Origin of the sequence: uncultured Proteiniphilum sp. (assembly GCF_937873925.1) — a bacterium.
Lineage (GTDB): Bacteria > Bacteroidota > Bacteroidia > Bacteroidales > Dysgonomonadaceae > Proteiniphilum.
In genome coordinates this window covers 1-26,536 of the sequence record NZ_CALNAT010000073.1, presented here as the reverse complement: position 1 = coordinate 26,536, position 26,536 = coordinate 1, and the positions used below count along the sequence as shown (strand labels likewise).

At 44.4% G+C, this 26,536-nt stretch carries 23 protein-coding genes; 3 read left to right on the top strand and 20 right to left on the bottom strand.

Features of this window, described 5'->3' with window-relative positions; genetic code table 11:
* Positions 1-43: 43 nt before the first annotated feature.
* The 9 genes from Q0502_RS05350 to uxuA form a co-directional block, all read right to left on the bottom strand.
* Positions 44-1,246: a DUF5000 domain-containing lipoprotein gene (locus Q0502_RS05350; protein WP_298648081.1), complete on the bottom strand. Its 1,203-nt coding sequence runs from the start codon at positions 1,244-1,246 to the stop codon at positions 44-46.
* Positions 1,247-1,283: 37 nt separating this feature from the next.
* Positions 1,284-3,185 (bottom strand): RagB/SusD family nutrient uptake outer membrane protein, encoded by a 1,902-nt coding sequence (locus Q0502_RS05345; RefSeq protein ID WP_298648079.1) that lies wholly within the window; start codon positions 3,183-3,185, stop codon positions 1,284-1,286.
* Positions 3,186-3,195: 10 nt separating this feature from the next.
* Complete coding sequence (locus tag Q0502_RS05340; protein WP_298648076.1) at positions 3,196-6,357, bottom strand: TonB-dependent receptor; 3,162 nt, start codon at positions 6,355-6,357, stop codon at positions 3,196-3,198.
* Positions 6,358-6,432: 75 nt separating this feature from the next.
* Positions 6,433-7,848, bottom strand: a complete 1,416-nt coding sequence (locus Q0502_RS05335; protein ID WP_298648073.1) for a putative oxidoreductase C-terminal domain-containing protein — start codon at positions 7,846-7,848, stop codon at positions 6,433-6,435.
* Positions 7,849-7,860: 12 nt separating this feature from the next.
* The gene (locus Q0502_RS05330; RefSeq protein ID WP_298648070.1) at positions 7,861-9,237 is read right to left on the bottom strand and encodes a Gfo/Idh/MocA family oxidoreductase; all 1,377 of its coding nucleotides are present in this window, start codon (positions 9,235-9,237) and stop codon (positions 7,861-7,863) included.
* A gap of 131 nt (positions 9,238-9,368) precedes the next feature.
* A complete protein-coding gene (locus tag Q0502_RS05325) occupies positions 9,369-10,277 on the bottom strand; it encodes a PmoA family protein (protein WP_298648067.1) in 909 nt (302 codons plus the stop codon).
* Positions 10,278-10,281: 4 nt separating this feature from the next.
* Positions 10,282-11,262 carry a PmoA family protein gene (locus Q0502_RS05320; protein ID WP_298648065.1) on the bottom strand — a complete coding sequence of 327 codons (981 nt, stop codon included), beginning with the start codon at positions 11,260-11,262 and terminating at the stop codon, positions 10,282-10,284.
* 590 nt (positions 11,263-11,852) lie between these two features.
* On the bottom strand, positions 11,853-12,659 hold the full coding sequence (locus tag Q0502_RS05315) for an SDR family oxidoreductase (RefSeq protein ID WP_298648062.1): 807 nt from the start codon (positions 12,657-12,659) through the stop codon (positions 11,853-11,855).
* Between the two features lie 193 nt (positions 12,660-12,852).
* Positions 12,853-14,070, bottom strand: a complete 1,218-nt coding sequence (gene uxuA, locus Q0502_RS05310; protein ID WP_298648060.1) for a mannonate dehydratase — start codon at positions 14,068-14,070, stop codon at positions 12,853-12,855.
* Between the two features lie 131 nt (positions 14,071-14,201).
* On the opposite strand from uxuA, the gene Q0502_RS05305 reads away from it, so the two are divergent.
* The 3 genes from Q0502_RS05305 (at position 14,202) to Q0502_RS05295 (ending at position 17,097) form a co-directional block, all read left to right on the top strand.
* Entirely contained in the window at positions 14,202-15,080 is an 879-nt protein-coding gene (locus Q0502_RS05305; RefSeq protein ID WP_298648058.1) for an AraC family transcriptional regulator, read from the top strand.
* Positions 15,081-15,228: 148 nt separating this feature from the next.
* On the top strand, positions 15,229-16,293 hold the full coding sequence (locus Q0502_RS05300) for a substrate-binding domain-containing protein (RefSeq protein WP_298648055.1): 1,065 nt from the start codon (positions 15,229-15,231) through the stop codon (positions 16,291-16,293).
* Positions 16,294-16,371: 78 nt separating this feature from the next.
* A complete protein-coding gene (locus Q0502_RS05295) occupies positions 16,372-17,097 on the top strand; it encodes a lipoate--protein ligase family protein (RefSeq protein WP_298648053.1) in 726 nt (241 codons plus the stop codon).
* A 50-nt stretch (positions 17,098-17,147) separates the two neighbouring features.
* Here Q0502_RS05295 and Q0502_RS05290 read toward each other — a convergent pair whose 3' ends face one another.
* From Q0502_RS05290 to Q0502_RS05240, 11 genes are all read right to left on the bottom strand, one after another.
* Positions 17,148-18,092: a TIGR01212 family radical SAM protein gene (locus tag Q0502_RS05290; RefSeq protein ID WP_298648050.1), complete on the bottom strand. Its 945-nt coding sequence runs from the start codon at positions 18,090-18,092 to the stop codon at positions 17,148-17,150.
* A 180-nt stretch (positions 18,093-18,272) separates the two neighbouring features.
* On the bottom strand, positions 18,273-18,737 hold the full coding sequence (locus Q0502_RS05285; RefSeq protein WP_298648047.1) for a hypothetical protein: 465 nt from the start codon (positions 18,735-18,737) through the stop codon (positions 18,273-18,275).
* A 13-nt stretch (positions 18,738-18,750) separates the two neighbouring features.
* On the bottom strand, positions 18,751-19,272 hold the full coding sequence (locus Q0502_RS05280) for a hypothetical protein (RefSeq protein WP_298648045.1): 522 nt from the start codon (positions 19,270-19,272) through the stop codon (positions 18,751-18,753).
* Positions 19,256-19,777, bottom strand: a complete 522-nt coding sequence (locus Q0502_RS05275) for a sigma-70 family RNA polymerase sigma factor (RefSeq protein ID WP_298648043.1) — start codon at positions 19,775-19,777, stop codon at positions 19,256-19,258. The genes Q0502_RS05280 and Q0502_RS05275 overlap by 17 nt, the downstream gene beginning before the upstream one ends.
* 166 nt (positions 19,778-19,943) lie before the next feature.
* Positions 19,944-22,010: a 30S ribosomal protein S1 gene (gene rpsA, locus Q0502_RS05270; protein ID WP_366521764.1), complete on the bottom strand. Its 2,067-nt coding sequence runs from the start codon at positions 22,008-22,010 to the stop codon at positions 19,944-19,946.
* A 217-nt stretch (positions 22,011-22,227) separates the two neighbouring features.
* Complete coding sequence (locus Q0502_RS05265) at positions 22,228-22,773, bottom strand: DJ-1 family glyoxalase III (protein ID WP_298648040.1); 546 nt, start codon at positions 22,771-22,773, stop codon at positions 22,228-22,230.
* Between the two features lie 13 nt (positions 22,774-22,786).
* A complete protein-coding gene (locus Q0502_RS05260) occupies positions 22,787-23,569 on the bottom strand; it encodes an energy transducer TonB (protein WP_298648037.1) in 783 nt (260 codons plus the stop codon).
* Positions 23,570-23,602: 33 nt separating this feature from the next.
* Complete coding sequence (locus Q0502_RS05255) at positions 23,603-24,262, bottom strand: hydrolase (RefSeq protein ID WP_298648034.1); 660 nt, start codon at positions 24,260-24,262, stop codon at positions 23,603-23,605.
* Between the two features lie 12 nt (positions 24,263-24,274).
* A complete protein-coding gene (locus Q0502_RS05250; RefSeq protein WP_298648031.1) occupies positions 24,275-24,682 on the bottom strand; it encodes a biopolymer transporter ExbD in 408 nt (135 codons plus the stop codon).
* A gap of 97 nt (positions 24,683-24,779) precedes the next feature.
* Positions 24,780-25,436 carry a MotA/TolQ/ExbB proton channel family protein gene (locus Q0502_RS05245; protein ID WP_298648124.1) on the bottom strand — a complete coding sequence of 219 codons (657 nt, stop codon included), beginning with the start codon at positions 25,434-25,436 and terminating at the stop codon, positions 24,780-24,782.
* 210 nt (positions 25,437-25,646) lie between these two features.
* Positions 25,647-26,378, bottom strand: coding sequence for a pyridoxine 5'-phosphate synthase (locus tag Q0502_RS05240; protein WP_298648028.1), 732 nt, complete (start codon positions 26,376-26,378; stop codon positions 25,647-25,649).
* Positions 26,379-26,536: the final 158 nt, after the last annotated feature.

Genomic DNA, 26,536 nt, shown 5'->3' with positions numbered 1-26,536 from the left:
GATAGAATATATAGTCTAATATAGTTGAATTGAAAATTTAATTTCAATCTTCAACAGTTTTTCCCCAGAATGTTAATTCGGCGATATAAATATAGGTAACTCCGCCCCAGACTTCGAGAACTTTGAAACGAAGATAGCGATAATCGTCTGCAACCGGGAATTCGAAATCTTCGCCATCGTGACAGGCAAATTGTATATCTTCCGAAGTAAAACCCGATGCTTGTCCGGAAGGTTTGACAGATTCAAATTGTCCTATTAATGTCCAGTTATCCCAACTTCCGTCCGGATCGGGTGCGTTACTTCCGTATACTTCCATTACACGGGGGTCACCCGCCGAATATTGTCCGTCACTGCCACTTGCCCCGGTACCGCTTGCAAGTCTGTGATAAAATTTAAAGCGGCTTAATGAGGCTTTCACCCCGAGATCAAACGTAAACCATTGAGGAATACCTGTGTTGGGTTTGGTGTGAAAAGCAGCCGTTGTTCCCCATACATTATTCCAGAGTTGATCTAAAGTGTAAGTAGCACTTGCATGAGCCTCATAGGTGTCGGTAGGCAGATGTAAGGGTTTGAACTTGGATTTATCCAACTGTTCTTCGAACCAGGGGGTGATTTCCGCGTATACTGTATCGGAGTAATTGTTCCAGCGATCCAATACATACAATCCAAAGTTTCTTTCTTCCACCTCAAAGCCTCTGACTGAGAAAACTCCGTTTTTTCTTTTGGTGTAGTAGGTATCTACCGTGTATAGATCCCCGAGCGAATCGGTAGTGATTACGGTTAATTTAACTTCCGCTTCATTTTCGTTATCGAAATGCACTTTTATTCCTCCGAAAGTGGGCTCCAACATAATTGAATTGAGAATTGAAACGACAGGGGGAGTCAAAGGGGTTATAGTTACATTGACCGGAGAAGATTTAACTCCGTCCCGGGAAACTGAATAGAGTTTTATATCATAGTTCCTGGTATCCGGAAAACCTTCGATAGACAGACTATTGCTGTAATAAGACGACTTTTTTTGGATTACTTTATCTCTGAGAGAATACTCTGCCATCACATACAGCAGATTCTCACTTTTAGGCAATGTATAGGAAATCTTTGCTCCTCCGGGGGTGGATACTGTCTGGATATCCGTAACACGGGGTGGGGCTGGGGTATTTTCATTTGTTGGAATCCCGCGCCAAACTTCATCTGAACATCTTGGCATACAGAGGACGATAAAGATCATTAAGATATATTTTTTCATACACTTTCTGTTTAAGATATTATTATATTATTATGGCTTACCATCCCGGGTTTTGTACTAACGCGGGATTGGCCAGAATTGTATTTTCATTGAGCGGCCACAGGTAATCTCTTAACCTGAATGACTGATTAAAAACCAATCTTTCCCTATAATATCCTTCCGCCGTCGCTTGGTCCAGGTCCCATCCTGTAATGGGTTTGTTCAGTTCTGTTGCCGCCAGTTTCCATCGGCGCAGGTCCCAAAACCGTTGGCCTTCAAAAACCAATTCAATTGCCCGCTCCCGCTGGATAATCTCCCGTAAACCTGTCTGGGTTTTATACTTATCGGGGTTTGTTGAATAAATACTCCATGCTGCCTCCACAGTTGGTAACCCGGCCCTTGTCCGTATCTTATTCAGGTAAAGATAGACTTCTTCACCCGGGCCGCTTGCCTCGTTTAATGCCTCGGCATATAACAGATAGAGATCGTTCAATTTAATAACCGGCCAGGGGTAATTCTCCCGGGTAAAGGTGCTTCCGGTGCCGATCACACTCTGGAAATGGGTATATTTCTTCGGGAAGAAACCGGTAGTCGAGTAGGCGCTCAGATTTACCGGGGCAGCGGGCTGTCCCTGTTTCGACGAAACATAGAATATATCTGTGCCTTCATCATTGTAGTGCCCTTGCCCATACCATATACCGCCGTCAAATCCAAGGCTTGCATAGTATCTGTTTTCCCTGTCGAAATGAAGTTGTACGGTGGTATAGCCCTGTTTCAGGTTAAATCTGTGGTCATGCCCGGGTATTCTCAGTCTGAAACGGTTGATGTAATCCCAGGTAATATCTTCATCGATAGGAACACCGTTGTCGGTATAGAATAATTCGGCAATTTTCAACGGTGGGGCAATATTTCCTTGCGCGCCGGTACTGGCCGTAAGGGCGGGATCCAGTCCCCGCGGAGTTGCGTTGCCCTGTAACCCGGACGTCATGCTATTGGTATTGGCCCAGATCACTTCCGAATTCCATTTCTCATTGAACGCATTGCGTATGCTCATCTGTATCATTGTGGTATCAGATAAGTTATACTGTGAAAACTGCGGATTGTATTCATATAGTTTATGTCCCAGAGATTCGCAAAACTCGATCGCTTCTTTGCAGGCATCCGCTGCCTTTTGCCATTTGTTACCTTCGAATGTAGTATTGAACAGGGGAGTTCCGTCTTTATTGGTAAATCCGGTATAATCGGAATTACCATTGAAAAGAGGACTTGCAGCCGTAACCAATACTTTTGCCTTCAGAGAAAGCGCGATGGCTTTGGTAATTCGTCCCAGTTCCGAAACCTCAAAATCAATTTTATCCGGTAAACCGGATTCTGCCTCGGCTAACAATTGAACCACATAATCGAAGCACTCGTCAACCGGAGAACGGGGTATCCTTACCTGCTCCGGGGGAGCCCCGACCGGAAGATTCTCTTTTATCAGGACAATGGGGCCATACATTCTTATCAGGTAAAAATGATAATACGCTTTCAGAAATTTCACCTCGGCGATCCATCTTTTTCTTTCATCCTCCGTTATATCAGGCACTAGATGAATGTTTTCCAGAAAAACATTACACTCCCGAAGCCCTTGGTATATATCTTTGGAGCCATTACTTCCCTGCCAGGCATTCACGTAAGGATTTACAACCCGTTGGTTCCCTCTGGCAATCTGCCATGTAACGTTCGTACTGGTTGCCACTAACCATAGTTCATCCCCTGCGAGTAATGCAGGGTTTTCATTTAAAGACGCGTGGGAAGGCATATAGGAATAGCAGGTAAACAGAAATCTTTCTGCTGTGCTTCGCATTCTGAAAGCGTAATCTATCGTCGCGATATTGTCCGGCGTCACATCCAGAAAATCGTTGCATGCCGACGAAAAGACCAATGTGAAGATCATTGAAAGTTTGAGTATATTTTTCATCTTCATTGTTTTAAAAATTTAATAGAATTCCTAAATTAAACACTCTTTGTACGGGGTAACCGAGCCCATTACCCCCCATCTCCACATCCCAGAGATCGAACTTGCTCCAACTCAGTAAATTGGTACCGCTGACATAGATCCTGAAACTTTCCATACGAGCCTTTTTCGATACCCGGCTCGGTAGTGTATAGCCAACCTCTACTTGTTTCAACCGGAGGAAACTGCCATCCCGCATAAACCATGTACTGGGCTGGGCGTTATTACCATGCCCGGCGCTTGATACAGAAAGACGGGGCCATAAAGCATAGATATTCTGGTTATCTTCCGACCAATAGTCATCAGCATACGCTTTCAATAACTGGTTTTGCGGCCATCCGTTTAATGCATCATTGCTATAGTAAAACTGCCTGAAAGGAGCGGTGGCACTGGCGTCTATCCAGAATGATTCCCTGGCTAACCCCTGGAAAAACGTGGAAAAATCAAAACCCTTATACCCGGCGGAAAATCCGAAACCATATACAATTTCAGGTTCGGTGGGATATCCGATCGGCACCAGATCTAACTCCGTAATCTGCCCGTCGTTATTCATGTCCCGATACTTGATGTCTCCTCCCCCATATTCTCCGAAGTTCTGGCGTGGCGATTTGGCTGCCTCTTCATCATCTACGAACAGGCGTTCCGCCAGATATCCCCACTGTTGATTGATGGAATAACCGATACGGGATCTCCAGGGGGCAATATCGTTGTAATAATATTCTTCATATATCAGTAATTTACTTTTTGCATAGGTGAAATTGAACCGTCCCTGCACCCAGAGATCTTTATTGAATATTTTGTTATAATCTACCGAAATATCGATCCCTTTTCCTTCCGCCTTCCCTATATTGGCCTGGGGTATTGCCGACAAACCCATTTCCGCGGGGGTAGATACGCGGGATTGCAAAATATTGCTCCGGGTTTCTTTATAGATATCCAACTGTATCTGGAATTGGTTAAAAAGGCCAATATCCAGCCCCAAATTGGGTTTTGCAGCGACCTCCCACGTGATTTCAGGATCGGAATACCGGGAAATTGATATCCCTGGCCGGCTATAACTGTTGTCCCTTCCGAAGATAGCCCCTCTGTTGGGGTCATTCATATTCACACTCGAGAGATAAAAGAAACGGTCAGTGGGAGACCCGATTGCGTCATTTCCGGATAAACCGTATGTCCCTCTGATCTTGAAGCTGTTCATCACATCTTTGAGCGGTTCCCAGAATTTCTCGTTAGAGATCATATAGGCGAATCCTACAGAAGGAGAGAAACCCCATCTATGCTTTTTATGAAAGCGTTCGGCAGCATTGGACCCGAAATTTAACTCCACATTATACCGGTTATCATATGTATAGGTAGCTCTCCCGGCTAAATTCACGTTCCGGAAAGGAAGGGAAGATTCCAGGTTGGCGGCGTTGCCGGTAACCTGGTTTTGTGCTATAAAGACGAACAAGCCGTTTACCGTGTGCTTGTCGTTATAGGTCTGGTCATAACTGAGCGCCGATTCCGCTTGAAAACTGGCTGTCACGTCTTTACTCCCCGGTTGGTAAGAGAGGTATTCGGTACCTGTGTCTTCATTCAGTAACGTCAGCTTGAAAGTATCTGTTAACCTGTTATAACTGCTTGCCTGATAGTAAAAAGGTCTGTATGCCCTTTCTGTTTCAAAATAGGTATTTCTGCCTGTATTGGCCATGATACGAAACTGGAGTCCCTCTAAAAATCTGCCGAGATCTTCCCTTAATTCGAATTGGGCCATCATTACCGACCGGGAGTAGGTTTTATAACCTCTTATCATTTCGGCATAAGGGTTAAGGTAGGGAGTCCCGGTACCATCATCAAAGTTCCCAAACAGGATATGCTGCACATAGGCATGTTCTTGGTCCGGCTCATAATAAGGGGGGAACATAACGGGATTGGTACGCATCACATTCCTGTAAACTTGCTCACCCCCGCTGATCGGGCCTGTGTATTCATCGAATGTAGCGTTCACCCTTACATCCAACCGCGTGGTTTGGGTCAGGTTCACGTTTACATTAGTGCGGACGGAATAAGTCTTTAAATCTATATTACTGTTAAAATTGTTCCGTTGATCGACTTTCAGCAGCCCGCTGTTTTGGGTGAATCCTCCTGCTACGAAGTACCGTGCCACTGTACCCCCTCCGCTTACGTTCAGGTTGACGGTATGGTTCATCGTGTAATCCTTGATCAACTCTTCTCTCCAGTCGGTCACCGGATACATCCACCTGTTTAATCCGGCAGCGGTGTTGTCGATCTTTTGTTTGGAATAAGGCAATATCCCCAGCGGATCCCGCGTGAGGACAGCCTCGTTGTGCATATTCATATAGGTAATGGGGTCTGCCAGTTCCACGTTCCTGGTGGGGGCAGAAAGATAGTTTTCTACCCGGACAGATATTTTCGCTGGTCCTTCTTTTCCCTCTTTGGTTTTGATCAGGATCACCCCGTTTGCTGCACGGCTGCCATAAAGGGATGTAGAGGTAGCGTCTTTCAGGATGGAGAAACTGGCAATGTCATCCGTTCGTAAACGCGCCAGGTCTGTGGATGTACTTTCAATCCCGTCGATAAGGATAAGCGGATCTTTCTTATAACCGAAAGTGGTTACCCCCCGGATAAAAAAGTCGGCATTATCCATCCCGGGTTCCCCGCTCCTTTGATAGGAAATTACTCCTGCCACCCGCCCGGCCAGGGCAGTGGTTAAGTTACTCGAAGGTACTTTAAGTTCGCTGGGATTAATGGTGGTAACCGCGCCGACGACATTTTCCTTTTTCTGTTGGGCAAAAGCTACAACAGTAATCTCGTCCAGCATATCTGCCTGCTCTTCTAATACAACATTCAGTACCGTTTGGTTATCAACAGGAACAATTTTTGTCTCCAACCCTACAAAAGAATACTGAAGTCTGTCGGTCGGCAAGACTGTAATAGAATAATTGCCGTCTATGTCGGTAATAACACCTCTCGTGGAACCCACGACTGTGATCGTTACACCTGGTAGAGGCTCATTTTGCGTATCAACGACCGTCCCTCTTACGGTGATGTTTTGGGCTAACATTATAGAGGATGCCACCCATATAAATATAAATAGAAATCCGCCCTTTAATTTTAATGAATTTTCCTTTTTCATTCTTGTGTTTTTAATGAGATATAATATAATAAAAAATAGAATAATAATAATAGTGGCAAAAATAATTTTCAAAAATCAATGCCCCTTCCGCGCCATTTCTAACGCGGTTGTCGTTATGTAATATTTGGCTATGGTATTTGATATTTCCCACTCCGGCATATCCCGGTTAACAAGATATCCGAAATATTTTTCGGCTACCATCCCGAAATAGTCTTCATGTCCTTTCCTGAATTCCACAGGAGCAATAATCTGGTACCTTCCTTTCGAAACTTTCTCAGCCGATAACCATGGATATGATTTCTGTAAGTCTGTTATCGTTTTCATTATATTAGAATCGAAAGTTTGCTCATCAAAAGACTCCTCTTTTTGAATAAATAATTCTTTGATATAGTTTACCGATTGATTCTGTACTATCTCAATAGATGCATTTGTTCCCCTTATGAGCCCATTGTACGTGTCACCACCCCCTTTGGGTGCTTCATAATTCCACAGAACGGTAACCGATATATTTTTTCCTTTTACCTGATAATCAATTTTTCCGTTACCAAAAACTTCCAACACGGAATTATTGATATATTTCTGCAGGAAATCGGGGAAAGCATTCAACTTTGTAGACCGGGAAAAATCCTGTAGGGTCAATTTGGTGGGCCAATGACTCGCTCCTGTCATTTGTACATCGCTTGTATGATCAATCACTTGATCAGGAAAACACTGCCAGTTGATAAGATCGACCAAGTGTACCGATACGTCCACAATTCCTTCCCCTTGTTGTTCCACATCGTAGAACCAAGCCGGCCGAACCAATGTACTTCCGGAAACTTCCTTGTAATAATGATGTACACTTTCCATCACAATGGCAGGATCATCGGGTGTGCCGGATTGAAGTTCTCCGAATAACTCTTTGTTGTTCACAAGTTCACGCGTAAGTGTATTGATGATTTCGTTCCTTTCAGTCATAACATCCAATAAATGAATGTTGTGTGTACGTGCACAATCAAAAGAAGTCACCAATAAATTAAAATTTTCTTTATTAATTGCCATCGGTTTATCTGAAAGGACATTGAACCCGGCATTGAGCGACTGGAAAATATACTCGGTTTTCTTCCTGTTATTTCCGGCGAGTATCACTACATTTCCATTTTTCTCTTCAATCATCTTCTCGAGATAATCTTCCCCGGAATATCGCTGTATCTGCCAATTGGTCGGGTTTTCCGGGCGTTGGTTGTAACTTTCAATACTGGCCAGGTACTGATCAAGCTCATTACCTTCAGGAGCATAAACGTACACAGTATCGTTGACCTGACGCTGTGGAAATTTTTGAAGGAGGCTGGCATGGAAATGACCTGGATCCAATACCACTAGCCTGATCTCTCCATCCTGTCCGGTAAAAATAGTCGACGACTGTTCTTTTTCTGTGTCTTTACGCATATTGCATGAAAAGAATAAGAGGACTCCAAGAATAATCACCAATTGATAAAGAATATTTCTCATTGCTTCACTCCTTTAAAATTTAATATAATCCGTACCGTATGGGGCTCTTTGCGGCCTTTTCAACATTGAGTTTGCCAATTCACTGTTTTTGAATTTCTCGATTTTCGGATCCCATTCCAGCCTGCCTGGAATTTTCATTGCAATGTGACTGATCAGGCAGATGGTGCAGGCGCGATGTCCGATTTCTACCGGTGATATGGGTTCTTTTCTTGATTCTATACAGTCAAGCCAATTCCCGTGTTGATTGTCACTCTTGTACAGGTGAATTTCATTTTCACCGATTTCTGAAGTCAAAATTTTCGGATCACTGGCATCCAACGCTTTTGCATTATTTCCCTGAGCTACCGGATCACTTGCAGATGCGACATAACTACCCCGGGAAACGAAAATCCATCCTTTGGTTCCTTCATACCTGATCCCGTTGGGATAACCGCCGCTTGTGTACATGGTTATTCCGTTTGCATACTCGGCTTTTACCATAAAATCGCCATGCACGTCCCATAGTCCCGATTTGGGGAATTGCGCGATAGCCTCCACAGTAACAGGGCCGGTGTACTCCGTATCCATGCCCCATGCAGCCGATTCAAAATGATGCTGTCCCCATCCGGTAATCATACCCGAACCGAATTGTTCACAACGCAACCATCCGGGGCGTCCATAGTTGTTTTGGGGATGAACCCTGATTTCGGTATAATATACTTCGGGGGTTGGCCCGAGCCACATATCGTAATTCAAATTCTTCGGAACAGGCATTTCACTTGCTTCAGGGCCGGAAGGGTCACCGGGTAATCCTATTTTCACGGTATGGAGCTTGCCGATCCTCCCGTTTCTTACCAGTTCCGCCGCAATCCTGAACTGTGGGGATGAGCGTTGCTGCGTTCCTACCTGGAGGATCACATTTTGACGGCGTACTACATCGCTTAAAAGCCGGCCTTCTTCCACAGTGAGTGACGTAGGTTTCTGCAGATATATGTCCTTTTTAGCCAAAGCAGCACGGATGGCGGGTTCCGCATGCCAATGATCCGGTGTACTGATAATTACGGCATCGATGTCTTTGTCCGCCAGCAAATCGATGTAGTTTTCGTACGTCTTCACGTTTGAGTAGGAGTTTTTACCGGTCTTTTTCGCGTAATACTCATCCATGTACTTTTTCCCATCCGCAAGACGTTTGCTGTCTACATCGCAAACAGCCACAAATTGCGCTTTGTCATATTTTATCGTTTCCGCCATGTCGTGGTCACGGGCAATCCTGCCACAACCAATCTGTCCGATATGGATTTTATTGCTCGGTGCATTTTTACCGAACACCGATGAAGGAACAATGGCAGGAAAAACTGCTGCCCCCACCGCTGTTGCCGCTGCTTTTTTTATAAATATTCTTCTTTTCATACGATTATTTCATTTTTTCTTTATGGTGTATGGAACTCGCTTTTAATCATGATTTTTAGTGAATATGGTTTACATGCTCGTTTCATTTGATTATTTTTTGGATTGAATGATAAATTATAATTGCTAATTATTCACATTGGCACATTAGTTTCCGATTTGTATTTTTCAAATTCCCCGGCTATTCCGGCCTCGATGTGGTCGCCGCTGTGCACAAGCACCCGGTACCTGAGTTTGATCACTTCCCCCTTTTTCAGCGTGGTATTTTTATCATTCTCCGGCCAGTACATAGGGGTGGGGGAGAAGAAACCATAATCGCGCGTGAACCATGGAGCGGGGTACCAGTCGTTGGAAGGGTGTTGCAGGATAGCCATTCCTTCCGTTTTCCCTTGCCTTTTCCCATGACAGTCTATCCACGGGGAACGTTTCCCGAAAGTAGCTTTTTCTCCGGTTTCCCCTTCGGCATTGATCATTGTTCCTCCGTTGATCACTGCCAGGTCAGGGTCTATACGTCCGCTGAACAGCGAGTGGTTTGTTTTGTCAATCGCCACATCCATCAACATTTCCATCGTGACATCAAAATCGATTTGGAATTTGCCTTTTGATGGGGCGGAAATAGTAATGATACGTTTGTCTTTTATGGGAGCATCGGCGCCGGGACGCCTCCAGATGCATTCGTTCTCGATCACTGCCTTCTCATTCCCTGTCTCAATAATATCGGCCCTTAAGGAAATAATCTGTCCCCTCTCCAAGCCCTCCTGCCAGTAATTGCCTCCGTTTACCCTGTCGCACCCGAAAAAGAGTGAACTATGATGCGGGTAATTTGCATTGCGCATTGAGGTTACGGAAGCATTCGAAGGACCATTCACCGGAAAGAAAAAGGGATATTTCTCATGTTCCGAAATAATATAATTCGTGAACAGGTTCCCGTTTATTGTTATCTCAATTTTATCCCCTGTTTTTTTCGCAGTTACTTTCGATTGGGGAAAGGCGACATTATGAATAAATCCGGTAATAAGAATAAATAATACGATCTTTCTCATGTGCTTATAATTTATTTTTTGAATTGATTTTAATTTCCGGTGTCAAAGAGAAACCGTTCCAATACATTTCTGCAGTCTCTTTGTCGATTTCTCCATCAAAGACTATCATCCTGTATTTAAGAACATAGTTATTTCCTTTTTGCAGTTCCCACGATTCATGGCGAATGGGGGTAAATTCGAAGTACATGTCGCCTCTGCCTCCGTTTGCATCCATCGGCCAAACACGCATAGGCTCGGGATGTGCACGGTTTGAGGGATGGCTCAGGAAGAGAATGCCTGACCGGCCTTCCTTTACTTCCGATTCCCCTTCCACAATACACCAACGCGCGTTGCTGCCATCCGCATCTATCCTTGTTTTCCCTTCAGATGTCAGCACAGTGGAGTTATCCTTCGTCCATTTTTCTGTTGCCCTGAAACCAATACCACCTCCATACCTGTATGCGTCGAGCATGATACCGTTCGGCAATGGCGTATTTAATATAGTGGTGTAGTCAATGACCCTTACCTTGTCGTTTATGTTCCAGACTCTCACATCCAGACTCTCATTGATCGCTATCTGGTCTTCTCCCTTTGCCCCAAAATCAATATGTTGCTGCAACGCGCGAAAACCTGAGAATACACTTCCGGTTGTTTCGGACAGGAAGCCTGCAAACTTCACCGTTCCCTGGCCTTCATACAAATTCCAGAAATCGACTTTCCGGTCATTTATGTGAGTTAACGTCCACGGCCCCCAGATACCATAATGGTGATAATGATCGGGAGCCTGCACACGGGTTAATACTTCACCTCCCGGAGACCACAGGGGATGGATGAATCCTGAGCGCTTAAACAAAGGATCAACCCCCTCGGGTGGGTACATCGTGCCAAAACGATAGCTTAAAATCTGCTGCTCTTTCTGACGGAGGGTGAGGTTTTCTCCCGATTTATAAATATGAATATCAGTATTCAACTTATTGAGAGAATCCCGCTCCTGAAATTTAAGCACGAAATTCCTTGTTGAATTTTTTGCGGAAAAACCTTCTAATATAAACCAAAGGCGAGAAGTATAATCTGATTCTAACTGGCTGTGTATGAATTTTTGTCCTGATGGAGTGATCTCATATAGTATTAACGTTTCACTGTTTATATTACCCATTAAATCATCCACTGAAACCGAGACCGGCATATCAATGCAGGATTCTTTAATATTAATAGAAACGTTAATCGTTTGAGCAGATACATATAAAGAAGATATCCACACAAATGTGAATAACATTCCTCTTGATAGATTTGAAGTTTTTCTTTTCATTTCTCTGATTTGTTTAGATTTACACAATATTTCCGTAAGTTGCTATTTACAGACAAGCTTGAACTTATTCAGCTGTTTCCATTTCCTCCGTCATTTTTAATAAAAATGCTTATATTCCATAATATCGGCCTTATTTGTTGTACGTGGACAGTTGGGATAAATCTTCAATACAATTAATTTTCATTAAGGCTCAGATTACAAAAATACCTTAGTATTTTGTTAAAAGAAAATATTATTTTTGCATATACAGGTATAAAATTTGCAGAAATTATTCGATCCGCTGATTTTTATACTCCACTATAGCAGCTAAAACCGCCGTCAATGGGTATTATGGTGCCGGTAATAAAACTGGCGGCATCTGAGCAAAGAAATTGCACGGCTCCGTTAAGCTCCGTGATATCTCCAAAACGTTTCATGGGGGTTTTTGCGATGACCTTTTGGCTTCGTTCCGTTAAAGTTCCATCCGGATTAATCAATACATTCCTGTTTTGATTACCTATAAAAAAGCCGGGAGCAATAGCATTGACCCTGATTTTATCACTGAACTTTAAGGCCATTTCCATTGCCATCCATTGGGTGAAGTTATTAATTGCCGTTTTTGCAGCAGAATATCCGGGAACCCGGGTGATGGATAGATATGCTGCCATTGAAGATACATTTATAATAACTCCTTCGTTCCGGTCCGCCATTACTTTTCCGAAAATTAATGACGGGTATACAGTTCCGTTCATATTCAAATTTACCACCTCGTCCCAGCTGTCGATTTCCATATCGAAAACCGATTGTTTGTCCGTTAAGGTTGCACCGCACGTATTTCCCCCGGCACAGTTGATTAAGATATCTATTCTCCCCCACTTGCTTAAAATCTTTTCTTTAGCCTCTGTCAAAGCGTTCTTATCAAGCACGTCACAAGTTAAACCAATGGTTTCCGGATGTATTTTTTGCAGGAGTTTTAACCTGTTCTCCACATTTTGTTTAGTTTTCCCCATTGCTACGACTTTTACGCCCGCCTTCATAAGGGACTCAGCTATACTTCCCCCTAATACACCGCTTGCTCCGGTTACCACTGCTACTTTTCCGGATATGTCAAACATGTTTGTTTCTATTTTTCTGTTTCATTTCCTGATTTCGTTAAAAAAATTATGGAGTAGAGTTTATATCCAATAAGATTTTAGAAGTCTGATCATCAGTAGTCTTATTCCTTAATCAATATAATGTCTGGTTTTTATTGAAAATAATCGTATCTTAAATTTGTTTTCCTATCCTGGAGAGCGCTTCGGAGCGTCTTTACGGATTTATTTTACCTTTCACAATCCGCTCTATTGCCGTTTGCAACCCCCTGATCTCCGATAGTCCTCTCATTCGCCCGACCAGTGGATAGCCGGGATTGGATTTTCTATGGAAATCATCCAGCATTTTCTTTCCGTGATCTGCCCTGAATGGAATCCTTATATCTTCACGTCCTTCATTTCTCCGTCGGTATTGTTCTTTCAATAATAGCTCCACGACCGGGTATATATCTACATCTCCATCCAGATGGCCGGACTCATAAAAACAACGATCACTTAAAAATTTCAGGTTCCGGATATGTGCAAAATGAATCCGCTCACCGAATTTCTCAATAAATTGGAGTAAATCATTGTCTTTTCGGGCTGCTAAAGAGCCAATACAAAAAGTAAGCCCGTTCGCAAGGGAGTTGTTTTGGGAAAATATCCGCTCAAAGTCTTCCACCGTACTGGCAATGCGTGGTAGCCCTAATAAAGAAAAAGGGGGGTCATCCGGGTGGATGCACAATCGGATTCCATGCCTTTCGGCAACAGGTACCACTTCTTTCAGGAATAGGGAAAGATTATCCCTGAACTTGTCTGATCCTATTTTTTTATATTGTTCTATCGAATGGAGAAACAGGTATTTATAGTCATTGGTGTCTTCAACGGCACTATTAATGAACCCCTGTGTAACGATGACAATATTGTAGGCAAGTTCCTCTTTCTCCTCATCATCCATAGACTCGTATATTTCCCTTGCTTTCAGGATAATGCTTTCCGGATAATCATCGGTTGCACCCTCTCTCTTTAGAATGTACAGGTCAAAAGCGGCAAAAGTGTGATAATCAAACAGCATTGTTTCCGTGCCATCGTTGTCTTTGTAACGGAGATCCGTCCTTACCCAATCCAACACAGGCATAAAATTGTAGCAGACTGTTTTGATACCGCATTGAGCCAGGTTAACCAGGGAAGTTTTGTAATTTTCCATATGTTCATCCCGGCTGCCTGTGCCTAATTTTATATCGTCAGATACCGGCAGACTCTCCACAACACTCCATATAAGGCCTTCCTGTTCAATCATTTTTTTTACGGGCAGGATGTCATCGATATGCCAGGCAGTGCCTGGCTTTATGTGATGCAGAGAGGTGACGATACCTTCTACGCCGATCTGTTTTAAATCGGACAGGCTGATTGTATCGCCCATGCCAAACCATCTCCAAGTCCTTTCCAACAACATGATTCATTATATGTTTTATGGCCGATAAACGGCGGTGTTATTCAGTTTACAAATGTATTCATATTTATGAATATCCGACAAATTTGATATTTGCAGTTATTAATACTATATTTGCATTAAATTGTACGGCTATGGCAAAAATAATGCATGAAAAGTTGAACCTGAGTAGCGGGTCACCGGTCAAGATAAAATGGTGCGACTATGATTATTTCAAATTCCCCTGGCATTTTCATGAAGAGTATGAAATTGTGTATATTTTGAAAAGTACAGGCACCCGGTTTGTAGGAAACAACGTCGAGCTGTTTTCTGATGAAGATCTGGTGTTGTTGGGAAGTAGTGTTCCCCACATGTACAGAAATGATATTCAATACTATCAAAACGATTCGAAATACAGGGTACACGCTATCACTCTCCAGTTTTCCAACGATTTTTTCCAGTATTCACTGCAACAGTATCCTGAATTTTCCCAGATAAAAAGTTTACTCGAAGATGCGAAATATGGTATTTATTTTGATAAGAATGCGAACAGGCCAATAAGAAAAAAAATGACAAAAGCCCTGCAATTGAGTGGGATCGATTTACTTTTGGAGACGATAAAGATCCTTTCGCTGATGAGCCATTCACAAGAGAAGAGGTTATTGAGGGATGAAAGCGAAGAAACTCTCGCGAATACCAACGATAAAGATCCCCGTATCATTAAGGTGAAAGCTTTCCTGCACCGGGAATATACGAAAACAATCACATTGCAAGATATTGCAGATATCGCAGGGATGAATGTAAGTGCATTCTGCCGTTATTTTCTGGAAAAAACAAATAAAACCTGTTTTCAATACATCAATGAACTCCGGATCACTTACGCTTGTAAACTTTTGCTGGAACGAAGATTAACGATTACTCAAATTTGCTACGAGACAGGATATAATAACATCTCCAACTTTAACAGGCAATTTAAAAAAATAACCGGTTATACGCCTACCCAATATATGCTCGAGTTCAACAAGCCTGTGTAATAATATTTTCAGGATACCTGAACCGCCTTATTTCTATATTTTTATAGAAATTGGAAATTAATTTGTTACTTTGTAAAAACAATTGCACTTATCTTGTTTATTCATTAACATGTCTGTGTTTATCAAATATCTATAAAATCCACCTGATATGCAACGAAAAATTCGCATTAAGGATATTGCGGAAATGGCGGGGGTCTCGGCAGGCACGGTAGACCGGATACTCCATAATAGGGGAAATGTCTCGGAGTCAGCGCGCATAGCCGTTGAAGAGGTACTGAAAAAAGTAAACTACAAGCCGAATATCCATATCTCCGGCTTATCATTAAAGAGGAAATACAAGGTGGCGATCACCACTCCCCATGTAATGGAAGGAGAATACTGGGAGAGCATTCATTCCGGTATATCGCATGCGTTGGAAGAGTTCGAGAATATCCGGGTCCAATGTTTGATACATACCTATAATCAGTACGATATCTATTCCTGCAGGGAGGTATATGACCAGATAGCGCAGATCGACGCCGATGCGGTCATTATTGGTCCTACTTTCAAGGAGGAAACCGTTCATTTGTGCAGGCAACTTGATGAAAAAGATGTCCCCTATATTTTTGTCGACTCTCCCCTGGAGAATACTGCGCCGCTCGCTTTCTTTACTTCCGATCATTATGTCTGCGGTTACCTGGTAGCCAAACTGATTACTTCCATCATCCCCTCAGGGAGTGATATCGGGATGTTGCAGGCGGTTAGAATAGGGGACGAGAGTGCCAACACGAGTATATTGAGAAAGCAGGGTTTCAACGATTATCTCACTGAGAAGAAAATCACCAACGGTGTACGGAAAATCCCCTTCCTCGCTATGGAACCGGAAAGGTTTGATGAGCAATTGTCACAGTTCTTTCAGGCACATCATGATATCGGAGGAGTGGTGGTACTCAATTCGCGGGGAGGGATCGTTGCTGATTATTTCTCCAGAAACGGGATCAATGATGTCAGGTTAGTTTGTCTGGACCTCACGGCCCCCAATGTAAGGGGTCTGCAAAACGGATATATTGATTTTCTGATCGGACAGGAACCGGAGCATCAGGGGTTTCTGGCAATGAAGACATTGATTGAATACCTGATATACCGCCAGCCGGTCAAAGTGGGAAATTATACACAGCTCGATATCCTGACCCGCGAGACTATCGGTTACTACAATCAGTTTAATTTCATATAATTAGAATCATTTGTTTTTTAGTTGTGTCGTATTCATCACCTTCTTGTGTATTCACAATTCTCTTGCTCGTTTCATGTCATGAATATTATCCTGTCCCACTCAACCTCACCAGCATTTAACCTGGCTGCGGAAGAACATCTTTTCTCAAAAACAGGAGAAGATTTTTTATTTCTGTACATCAATGAACCGAGTGTCATCATCGGATCCAATCAGGCCGTATTGAACGAGGTCGACCAGGATTTCTGCATTGAGCACGATATCCGGATTGTACGGCGGTTATCTGGTGGCGGGGCGGTGTATCACGACACAGGTAACCTGAATTATAGTTTTATCCATGGAAAAACGGGGGCGCCGCTGAGTGCCCGTTTTCTCGATCCGGTGGTGGAAGTGCTTCACGTACTGGACATACCCGTTGAAATAAGGAAACGAAAAGACCTTTGGCTGGAGGGATACAAGATATCGGGTACGGCATCACATCTTTCCAGGGGCAGGGAACTGCATCACGGTACGTTGCTCTATGACACCGACCTGCAGATGCTTCTGAAGGCACTGAGCGCGGAGAAGAGAGATATGGTCAGGAAAGCGACCGCTTCGGTACCCAGCCCCGTGAAAAATATCCGGTCATACTTGAAAACGCGTGGAAGTAGCCCGGAACCTGAGCAGTTCTTCCGGCAATTTGCCCGGCAGATGGGATTATTGTTAGGTACAAACCATGTCGGTACTTTTTGCGACGAAGAAAAAGGGAGGATAGAGGAGTTACGGAGAGACAAATATGCACAGCGAAGCTGGAATTACAGGATGTAACAGCGAGCCGGCGAAAAGAAGCCGCCTCCTGCATAAATAATTGCGGCGGGTCAGAAGGACTTCTGTTGCGGACTATACAGTCTCCCCTGCCAGGTTTCCCTTTCCAGAAATCGTTTTATAATTTTTTCGGTTACCACATAGTTCTTCTGATCCCAGGCAGGGGCGATCAGTAGTTTTTTTGGGGACTGGGAAGTGAACCGCTCGATGTAAATCGCCGGGTTCAGCCGTTCCGCAAAATCGACACACAGATCAATATATTCATCCAACCCGAACAGGTGAAATGATTCGGGCAGTAACCGGAACTCTTTTGCCATCGCTGTCCCTTTAATGATCTGTAACTGATGCAGTTTTAATGTTGTCAAAGGCAGGCGGGAAAGCGTGTCGGCATGGGAGAGGATATCTTCTGTGCTTTCACCCGGAAGCCCCAGGATCATGTGTGCGCCTGTCATAATATTCCGTCCGGCGGTTTCCCGGATCATCCCGGCCGATTCCTCGTAGGTATGTTGCCGGTTCACCCTCTCCAATGTTTTATTCAGTGTCGATTCCACCCCATATTCCACCATGACGAACGTTTTTTTGCTAAGCACTTCAAAATAATCGAGCAGCTCGGCGGGCATACAGTCGGGGCGGGTACCCACGATCAGTCCCACCACCCCAGGATAGGAGAGTGCCTCTTCGTATTTCAGGATAAGGGAATCCAGACTATCGTAGGTATTGGTATAGGATTGAAAATAGGCCAGGTACTTCATCTCTGGATATTTGTGAGAGAAGAAAGTGATGCCGTCGGCCAATTGTTCCGAAATGCTTTTGGTTGGTCTACCATAGCCGGGACTGAAGCTCTGGTTATTGCAATAGGTACACCCGCCACGTCCTTTGCTGCCGTCGCGGTTGGGACAGGTAAAACCGGCATTGACGGATATCTTCTGCACTTTACAGGGAAATTTTGCCGAGAAGAATTCAGCAAAATCGCGATATGGTTTGTTGTTTGAAAACACGCGTGTCAAATTTAGTAATGCGGATCAATGGCGAAACTGAGGCTTTGTCGGGTTTAGCTTGTATCTTAAACAATTGTAGGAATAAAATGTTTTCGATAAGCAAAATAACGGGAATATGACTCACGCCGCATTCCCGTTCAGGTATTTATATTAAAAAAAGTAGAGTTCAGTCTCAGTTGATTATTTGTTATTAACCGTGTATATTTCCCATTTCAATACGATATTTCCGCTGCCGTTTTCAATGACTTGCACTTCTTCCAGGGTGCCGGATGATTTACGTACGTATTCCGATACGCGGTTACTTTTGCCGTTGCGTACATAGGAAGTATTTTCAAATTTGTCGGTTTCCAATGCTTTATCTACTTCGGCGAGAAAACTCTTCTGAAAACTTTCATTGGAAGAATTCAGGATAAGCATTTTCTCATTTTCTTTATTCCGGTCCGATTTAAAGTGTATATTAAATGCGTCCGTCTTCAGATTTTCCATATCCGTTCTGTTTAATATAGAACCGGCACTTCCTTTTTTATAAATATAATTGAAGCGTTCGTCTTCCATATATTTATCGAACAATTTCTCTATCTGTTGAGCAGATGCTGCGGCTGAAAATGCCAGTGTTATGAGCATAATTGAAAATAATTTCTTCATAATGTGTTGAATTTTATTGTGCATGATTTGTTTTTATATACTCTATTTTTTGTTCCGTTTCCCTTAAGATTTTCTCGGCATTGAGATTCTTTTTCATATCCGCTGCTTCACGGAAAGGCTGATGCGATCTCTCTACGATCTTTTCCGCTTCCCAAAACATGCTTTCGGCGTATTGCCGCGCTTTGTACGGGTTGACTACCTGCTTCCCGTTAACGATAACCACATATTCCGCAGGTTGCGGGCACCTGCGGTTCAAGGTTGAGAGTGTGATAGCCAACAGGACGACAGCTGCCGCCCCGGCCGCCGGAATAATTATACGACGTGTAAATGCAGGTCTCTTGATCTTCTTGTAAGGAAAAATCATTACCGGTGCTTTTATCTGTCTTTCGTTGTTGAAGACGGCGAAAAGCGGTCTGTATACTTCGTGTTCGGGTAAAACGCCGGCTCCTTTGAAATAATTCTTCAGCCTTTTTTCTTCTTCGGTCGACGATACGCCGTTGAAGTATTTTTCAAGCAGATTATCTATACCGTTCATATACTGTATTTTCTTTTTGTCGGTTGCTTACAATCATATCGCGAAGTCTCTTCCGCGCCCGTGAGAGGTTTACGGTGACGGCGTTTTCCGTCATCGACATTATTTGTGCGATCTCTTCCAATTCCATTTCTTCCACATCTTTCATGCGGAGGATGGTTCGTTGCATTTCGGGCAGTTCATCGATCATGCTGCCGATATGATTTATCATATCGGTTTGTTCCGTTTGCTGATGCGGGTCGGGGGCATTGTATTCGGTATCTGCCGGAATTTCAGCCGTGTGCATCTGTTTCCGGATCATATCGAGGCATACATTGCGCATCGATGTGAGTATAAAAGCCTGATGGTTGGTAATGGCATCCAGCTGGTTGCGCTTTTCCCACAGCCGCATCATAAGTTCCTGCAGCGCATCTTTTGCGTTGCTTTCGTCTTTTAGGATCGATAACGCCAACCGATATGATTTATCGGAGTGGCAAAGGATCTTATATTGGAACTGCCGGACATTCATATACTATATAGACGAAGGGAGTGGGGAAATTCTTACATCGGCCGGCCGATTTTTTTCAAAAAGCAAAAAATCAACTCATTTTTATCATGAACATCAGATGGTTTTTACCCATAAAAAAGCTGTCCGGAATCAGATCCGGACAGCTTTTACATTATAAGGAAAAGAATTATTCAGCCTGAGGCTTTTCTGTTTCGGATTCCGGAGTATTCACGGTTTCGGGTTCGTCTTCCGATTTCACCTCTTCCGTCGTCACTTCCGCAGTCTTTACTTCCTCTACAGTTCCGGCAACCTCATTGGCTTCCGCTTTCGCTTCCACCTCGGCTTCCGGTTTTGTTTCAACTTCTTTCACCTCTGCCTCTGCTTTTGTTTCAGCTTCTTTTACCTCTGCACCTGCTTTTGCTTCAGCTGCTTTTGCTTCTTCATTGGCTACTTTTTTTTTCAGTGCTTCAACCTTTTGGTTATCCAGCTTTTCTTTCAATGCAGCCAGCTCTTCTATGTCACCCAGGGTGGTTTTTTCCATTACCGGCGTGGCTGGAGGGGTTTCATTCCCGCCTTCTTTTCTGCCGCCGCGTTTACCTTTTTTCCTGAAGTCATCTGTCAAATCTTCATGAATACGGCTGTGGGAAACAATGATGCGTTTTGCATCTTTATTGAACTCAATCACCTTGAATTCCAGTTTCTCATCCATCTGTGCCTGAGAATTATCCTCTTTCACAAGGTGTTTGGGAGTAGCGAATCCTTCCACGCCGTAAGGCAGAGAGACCACCGCACCCTTGTCGAGCATCTCTATAATAGTGCCTTCGTGGATGGAACCGACCGTAAAGATAGTTTCAAACACATCCCACGGATTTTCTTCCAATTGCTTGTGTCCAAGGCTCAGACGACGGTTTTCCTTGTCGATGTCCAGCACCTGTACCTCTATAGGAGCGCCGATCTCTGTTACTTCACTCGGGTGTTTGATCTTCTTCGTCCATGAGAGGTCGGAGATATGGATCAATCCTTCCACACCGTCTTCAATTTCCACAAATGCACCGAAATTGGTGAAATTGCGTACGGTAGCGGTATGTGTACTTCCGACAGGATATTTCTGTTCGATATCTTCCCATGGATCGGGCTTCAGTTGTTTGATACCGAGAGACATCTTGCGTTCTTCGCGATCGAGTGTAAGGATGACCGCTTCCACCTCTTCGCCCACGGTCACAAAGTCTTGCGCGCTGTGCAGGTGTTGCGTCCAGCTCATCTCGGAAACGTGGATCAGTCCTTCCACCCCCGGTGCAATCTCCACGAAAGCCCCGTAGTCGGCGATCACCACCACTTTCCCTTTCACGATGTCGCCCACTTTCAGCGTTTCGCTCAACGAATCCCATGGGTGAGGAGTCAACTGTTTAAGACCAAGTGCGATACGTTTTTTCTCGTTGTCGAAGTCCAGGATTACTACATTGATCTTATCATCCAGTTTTACCACTTCGTCGGGATGCTGAATGCGTCCCCAGGAGAGGTCGGTAATGTGAACGAGACCGTCCACACCGCCAAGGTCGACGAAAACACCATAGGAGGTGATGTTCTTCACCACGCCTTCGAGTACCTGTCCTTTTTCGAGTTTTGAGATGATCTCTTTTTTCTGCTGTTCAAGCTCTTCTTCAATAAGGGCTTTGTGCGATACCACCACGTTTTTGTATTCAGGGTTGATTTTTACCACCTTGAATTCCATTGTCTTATCGACAAATATGTCGTAATCGCGGATAGGTTTCACATCGATCTGTGATCCCGGCAGGAATGCTTCAATACCGAATACATCCACAATCATACCACCTTTTGTACGGCATTTGATGTACCCGTTGATAATTTCGTTGTTTTCAAGCGCGGCATTGACCCGGTCCCAGGAGCGGGAAGCACGTGCTTTTTTGTGAGAAAGGATTAACTGTCCTTTTTTATCTTCCTGGCTTTCGATGTATACTTCTACTTCGTCGCCAATTTTCAGTTTTGGATTGTAGCGGAACTCATTCATAGATACCACGCCGTCGGACTTGTAACCGATGTTTACAACCACTTCGCGTTTGTTCATGGAGGTTACGGTACCTGTTACCACTTCCTTGTCGCTGATCTTGTTCAAGGTGTTGTCGTAGCTTTCGGTAAGCTTTTCTTTGCTTTCCTGGGTGTAAGAGTCACCTTCAGCATAGGCTGACCAGTCGAAATCTTCCAGTGGAGCCACATTGTTTAAATTTTCTGTCATTTGGTGTGAATAATAAATTTCAATTAAATAAGTGAGACATTATATTGCTAAAAAAACGGTGCAAAGATAATCGGTTTTTTGTTAATAACCAATTCTTTGCACCATAAATTTCAGGTAAATCAGCTTTGAATAATTTTTTCAAGTGGTTCCCTATGCGGGATAAGCGGCTGGTTATTGAAGAGTATCCCGTTTGGGTAGAGGACGGTCGGAGGGCGGATTACAGGAGCAGACCGTTTTGTACCTCCTGGCGTGTCTTGAGGCCGGCGATCTGTTCTACCAGTCTTAATGCAAAATCAAACGCCAGTCCGGGGCCTCTCCCCGTCGTGATATTGCCGTCGACCACTACATTCTCAGTGACTGTCTGTGCACCTGTCAGTTCTGCTTCAAAGCCGGGATAGCAGGTCGCCCGTTTATCCCTGAGCAGTCCAAGTCCTCCCAAAACCATGGGGGCGGCGCAGATGGCTGCAATCTGTTTCCCTTCCCCGTTGAATTTTGTGATGAGTTCTTTCAACCCTTCGTGTTCATTGAGGTTTTTTGCACCCGGCATTCCCCCCGGCAGTACCAACACTTCTACTTCCGAAAAATCGGCTTCCTGAAAGATTTTATCTGCGATGACCGGTACATCGTGTGCGCCGGTTACGGTTTTCGTATCCGAAACGGATATGGTTTCAACGGATATTTGCGCTCTTCTCAAGATATCCACGGTTGCGAGCGCTTCAATTTCTTCAAAACCGTTTGCCAAAAAGAGGGCTACTTTCTTCATGATTGCAGTTTTTTTAATTGAGATTAAATCGATAAGTAATGGTCCCCTGCTGGTTGTTGGCAGAGTTGATCGCATTGAATTTAGTGCTTCGTGCGGCCCGCAGTGCTTCGTTCCGGAGAGTGGCACTGGGCGTATTGGTCCCGCGTCCGATCTCCGCATGGATCACATTGCCGGCAGGGTCCACTGTAATATTAACAACGACAGTACCGTAATCGTTCACGGTGTACCGGGGCTGGGCGAGCCCGCCGCTTCCGAGACTGCGTCCTCCCAAGTCGTAGGAACCTATCCCGCCAGTACCGGTAGGTGAGCCCTGTGTGGCGCTTCCGGTGGAAACTCCCTGCGTCCCTTCGCCTTCTGTATTGCCGCGGCTTCCCCCACTTTCCCCGAAGAGTCCCGACATCTGCCGGTTGATCTCGCGTTTGCGCGCTTCCTCTTCACGCCGTTTTCGTTCGGCCTCTTCCTGTGCCCTGCGTTCCGCCTCCAGTTGCGCCCTGCGCCGTTCTTCTTCCCTTTCCGCCTGCACGTCGATGGTCGGTTCCGTTGTCTGGGTGATCAGTGGTTCGGTAGGAGAATGGGGAGGGATCTCGGGCGATTGAACAGGTGTGGGTACCACCTCATTCATGGGTGGTTCATATATGCCGGAAGCATCCTCCGTTGTTCCGAACATCACCGGTATCCCTTCCAGTTCCTCGGGAGGAAATGATAATGTGAAAACAGAGAATAACAGGATGAGGAAGAGTAATACCGTAAAAATTACCGTTCCTATTATGCCTGCTGTTTTTTCTCTTGTGATCATATCTATTTGTATACACTTTAAACAGAGCGGTTTTTACTCGCTCCGGTACCGTATCATTATTTCCTTGAACAATTCGGCCGTGGTGGGTGGGGTATAGGAAACCGCGTTAGCACCGGCTTCAATTACCTGCTGGATGGTAACCTCGGTTTTCCCGCCCGTGGCAATAATGGGAATATTATCATCTATATCCCTGATCTTTTTCACAATGTCTGCTGTTTTTTCCGCCCCTGAGACATTGAAGATATCTATCCCCGCCTTAAGACGTTCTTTGATATCGTCTTTTCCCGATACGATGGTAATGATGATAGGAATATCGATTTTCATTTTCATCTTTTCGATCGTATCATTCTGTGTAGGTTTATTCAATATGACCCCTAGAGCGCCCTGGAACTCCGCATCGAGAGCAAGTTCTATGCATCTTTCCCCGGTAGTGATCCCTCCGCCTACGCCGCAGAATATCGGTTTATCGGCGGCAAGGATAAGTGCGTGCGATATAAGTGGCTGGGGTGTAAACGGATAAACCGCTATGATGGCGTCGGCATTGGTATTGCGGATGATAGCGACATCGGTGCTGAACAAGAAAGACTTTAGCGACTGTCCGAAGATGTTGATCCCCGAACAGGTGTCGATGACTTCAGGAACCTTCACTATGTTTTTCCTGAGCCGGCTGGGGTATGACGGAGCCTTTCTCATTGGTTGTTCCTTTTAATTCGGTCGTGTCATCAGCACCATTTTAAATTGGTTCTGATTGGCGATATCGAGCACCCGCACAATCTCCCGATAGGGTACGGTCTCATCGGCATAGAGGGCCACGAAAATAGTGGGATCGGCCGAATAGACCGATTGCAGAAAGGGCGTGATGGCTTCGAAAGGCACCTGCCGTTCCGTTTCATTGGCATTCGCCACGTAATAGTTCAGGTCCTTGTCTATGGTTACCCGTGTAATAGGCTTAGCCTGAGCTTGCTGCTGCGATCTCGGCAATAATACCTGTATAGCGTTAGGCACTACAATGGTAGATGTAATCATGAAGAAAATGAGCAGCAAAAAGACCATATCCGTCATAGACGCCATGTTAAAGCTTGTTTCTATGTGAAATCGTTGTTTTAATGCCATATTTTAATGTGCTAATGAGTCAATGTGCCACTTTGCCAATGGGGTTAGAAATCTAACATCCCCAATCTGACATTGTAAATCCCAAATTTTCTATCCCCTACGCAGCCGGTTCATTGAGGATATCCATGAACTCCATAATTCTCATCTCTAATCTATTTACAATTCCCTTGATACGTGTGGTAAGGTAATTGTAGGCAAACAAGGCGATGATTCCCACGATAAGCCCTCCGACGGTAGTTATCAGCGCTTCATAAATACCAGTGGAGAGTATATTCACATTCACGTTGGCTCCGGCACTTGCCATACTCATGAAAGCCTTCACCATCCCCGTCACGGTACCCAGGAAACCGACCATAGGGGCGCCTGATGCGGAAGTGGCCAGGACGGGCAATCCTTTTTCCAGTTTCGATATCTCGATATTACCCTGGTTCTCAATGGCAGACATCACGTCGGTAGTCGGCCTTCCCAGACGGGAGATACCCTTCTCCACCATACGGGCGGAAGGCGTGTCGGTATTATGGCAAAGAGCAATGGCGGCATCAATTTTTCCGTCAAGGATATAATCTTTGATGCGGTTCATGAATGAATTGTCTTCTTTGCTCGCTTTGTTGATGACCAGTGTTCTCTCGATGAGGACATAAATGGTCATCAGCAGAAGGATAAGCAGGATAATCATCAACCAGCCGCCTTTCAGCGCCAGGTCGAAAGCATTCATTGTAACAGCTTCGGTTTCGGCCGTTGCTACCTGTTGCATGGTGTTGTAAATTGCCTGGGCAGTATCTGCCGGCACCGGTATTTGCAATAGATTCATTTCACCCGATTATTTTATATTTACATTATTGATGTATGGAACTCGCAATAATCCTGTTTCTATGTAAGAACTTTTCTTCTGCTCGTTTCAGTACTTATTCTAAAAGAAGTTTCTCAATTTCGTTTTGCGGATAAAGGTAGTGAATTTGGGTTGTCAAACCTCGCCTGGGGGTTCTTTTAAACAATTTTTATACGCTTTTATTGTTTCTTTTAACCCCAGGTAGAGTGCGTCACTGATGAGGGAATGGCCGATAGACACCTCCTTCAGCCAGGGTATATTCATATGAAGATAGGAGAGGTTTTCAAGATTCAGGTCGTGTCCCGCATTTACGCCCAGGCCCAGATTCTTCGCCAGGGTAGCCGCTTCAATAAAAGGGGCGATGGCCTTTTCCCTGTCTGCGCGGTATGCCTCGGCATACGGCCCGGTATAGAGTTCAACCCTGTCCGTGCCGATTTGCGATGCCATCCGGATCATTTCAGGACTGGCATTGATAAAAATAGAGGTCCGTACTCCCATCGATTGAAACTCATTGACAACATCCGTCAGAAAATCCTTGTGTGTAACGGTATCCCACCCGGCGTCGGAAGTGATGGCGTCATGGGCATCGGGTACAAGCGTTACCTGTGTGGGCCTGATCTTCCTGACCAGAGAGATGAATTCCGGAGTGGGGTTTCCCTCGATATTGAATTCAGTATATACTTTTGCCTGCAAGTCGAAGACATCGGTATAGCGGATATGCCGCTGATCCGGACGGGGATGTACCGTAATGCCTTCCGCACCGAAAAGCTGGCAGTCTGTAGCTACCTGCACCAGGTCGGGAATATTCCCACCGCGGGCATTCCTCAAAGTAGCTACTTTATTTACATTTACACTGAGCTTGGTCATAAATATTTAAAACAATTTTTCACTAAAAGGCCGATTCCTAAACGGATTTAGATAAAGAAAAAAAATAAAAACCCGTGGGAACTTTCAAATAGGCAAAATTTTGCCATCTTTGTAAATCAGATACAAAAGTAATACGAAATAACCGTTTTGCGCAATGT

Coding starts and splice junctions, on each gene's coding strand:
- Q0502_RS05350 (WP_298648081.1), bottom strand. CDS start 1,246: ATGAAAAAATATATCTTAATGATCTTTATCGTCCTCTGTATGCCAAGA.
- Q0502_RS05345 (WP_298648079.1), bottom strand. CDS start 3,185: ATGAAAAATATACTCAAACTTTCAATGATCTTCACATTGGTCTTTTCG.
- Q0502_RS05340 (WP_298648076.1), bottom strand. CDS start 6,357: ATGAAAAAGGAAAATTCATTAAAATTAAAGGGCGGATTTCTATTTATA.
- Q0502_RS05335 (WP_298648073.1), bottom strand. CDS start 7,848: ATGAGAAATATTCTTTATCAATTGGTGATTATTCTTGGAGTCCTCTTA.
- Q0502_RS05330 (WP_298648070.1), bottom strand. CDS start 9,237: ATGAAAAGAAGAATATTTATAAAAAAAGCAGCGGCAACAGCGGTGGGG.
- Q0502_RS05325 (WP_298648067.1), bottom strand. CDS start 10,277: ATGAGAAAGATCGTATTATTTATTCTTATTACCGGATTTATTCATAAT.
- Q0502_RS05315 (WP_298648062.1), bottom strand. CDS start 12,659: ATGTTTGACATATCCGGAAAAGTAGCAGTGGTAACCGGAGCAAGCGGT.
- uxuA (WP_298648060.1), bottom strand. CDS start 14,070: ATGTTGTTGGAAAGGACTTGGAGATGGTTTGGCATGGGCGATACAATC.
- Q0502_RS05305 (WP_298648058.1), top strand. CDS start 14,202: ATGGCAAAAATAATGCATGAAAAGTTGAACCTGAGTAGCGGGTCACCG.
- Q0502_RS05300 (WP_298648055.1), top strand. CDS start 15,229: ATGCAACGAAAAATTCGCATTAAGGATATTGCGGAAATGGCGGGGGTC.
- Q0502_RS05295 (WP_298648053.1), top strand. CDS start 16,372: ATGAATATTATCCTGTCCCACTCAACCTCACCAGCATTTAACCTGGCT.
- Q0502_RS05285 (WP_298648047.1), bottom strand. CDS start 18,737: ATGAAGAAATTATTTTCAATTATGCTCATAACACTGGCATTTTCAGCC.
- Q0502_RS05280 (WP_298648045.1), bottom strand. CDS start 19,272: ATGAACGGTATAGATAATCTGCTTGAAAAATACTTCAACGGCGTATCG.
- Q0502_RS05275 (WP_298648043.1), bottom strand. CDS start 19,777: ATGAATGTCCGGCAGTTCCAATATAAGATCCTTTGCCACTCCGATAAA.
- rpsA (WP_366521764.1), bottom strand. CDS start 22,010: ATGACAGAAAATTTAAACAATGTGGCTCCACTGGAAGATTTCGACTGG.
- Q0502_RS05265 (WP_298648040.1), bottom strand. CDS start 22,773: ATGAAGAAAGTAGCCCTCTTTTTGGCAAACGGTTTTGAAGAAATTGAA.
- Q0502_RS05260 (WP_298648037.1), bottom strand. CDS start 23,569: ATGATCACAAGAGAAAAAACAGCAGGCATAATAGGAACGGTAATTTTT.
- Q0502_RS05255 (WP_298648034.1), bottom strand. CDS start 24,262: ATGAGAAAGGCTCCGTCATACCCCAGCCGGCTCAGGAAAAACATAGTG.
- Q0502_RS05250 (WP_298648031.1), bottom strand. CDS start 24,682: ATGGCATTAAAACAACGATTTCACATAGAAACAAGCTTTAACATGGCG.
- Q0502_RS05245 (WP_298648124.1), bottom strand. CDS start 25,436: ATGCAACAGGTAGCAACGGCCGAAACCGAAGCTGTTACAATGAATGCT.
- Q0502_RS05240 (WP_298648028.1), bottom strand. CDS start 26,378: ATGACCAAGCTCAGTGTAAATGTAAATAAAGTAGCTACTTTGAGGAAT.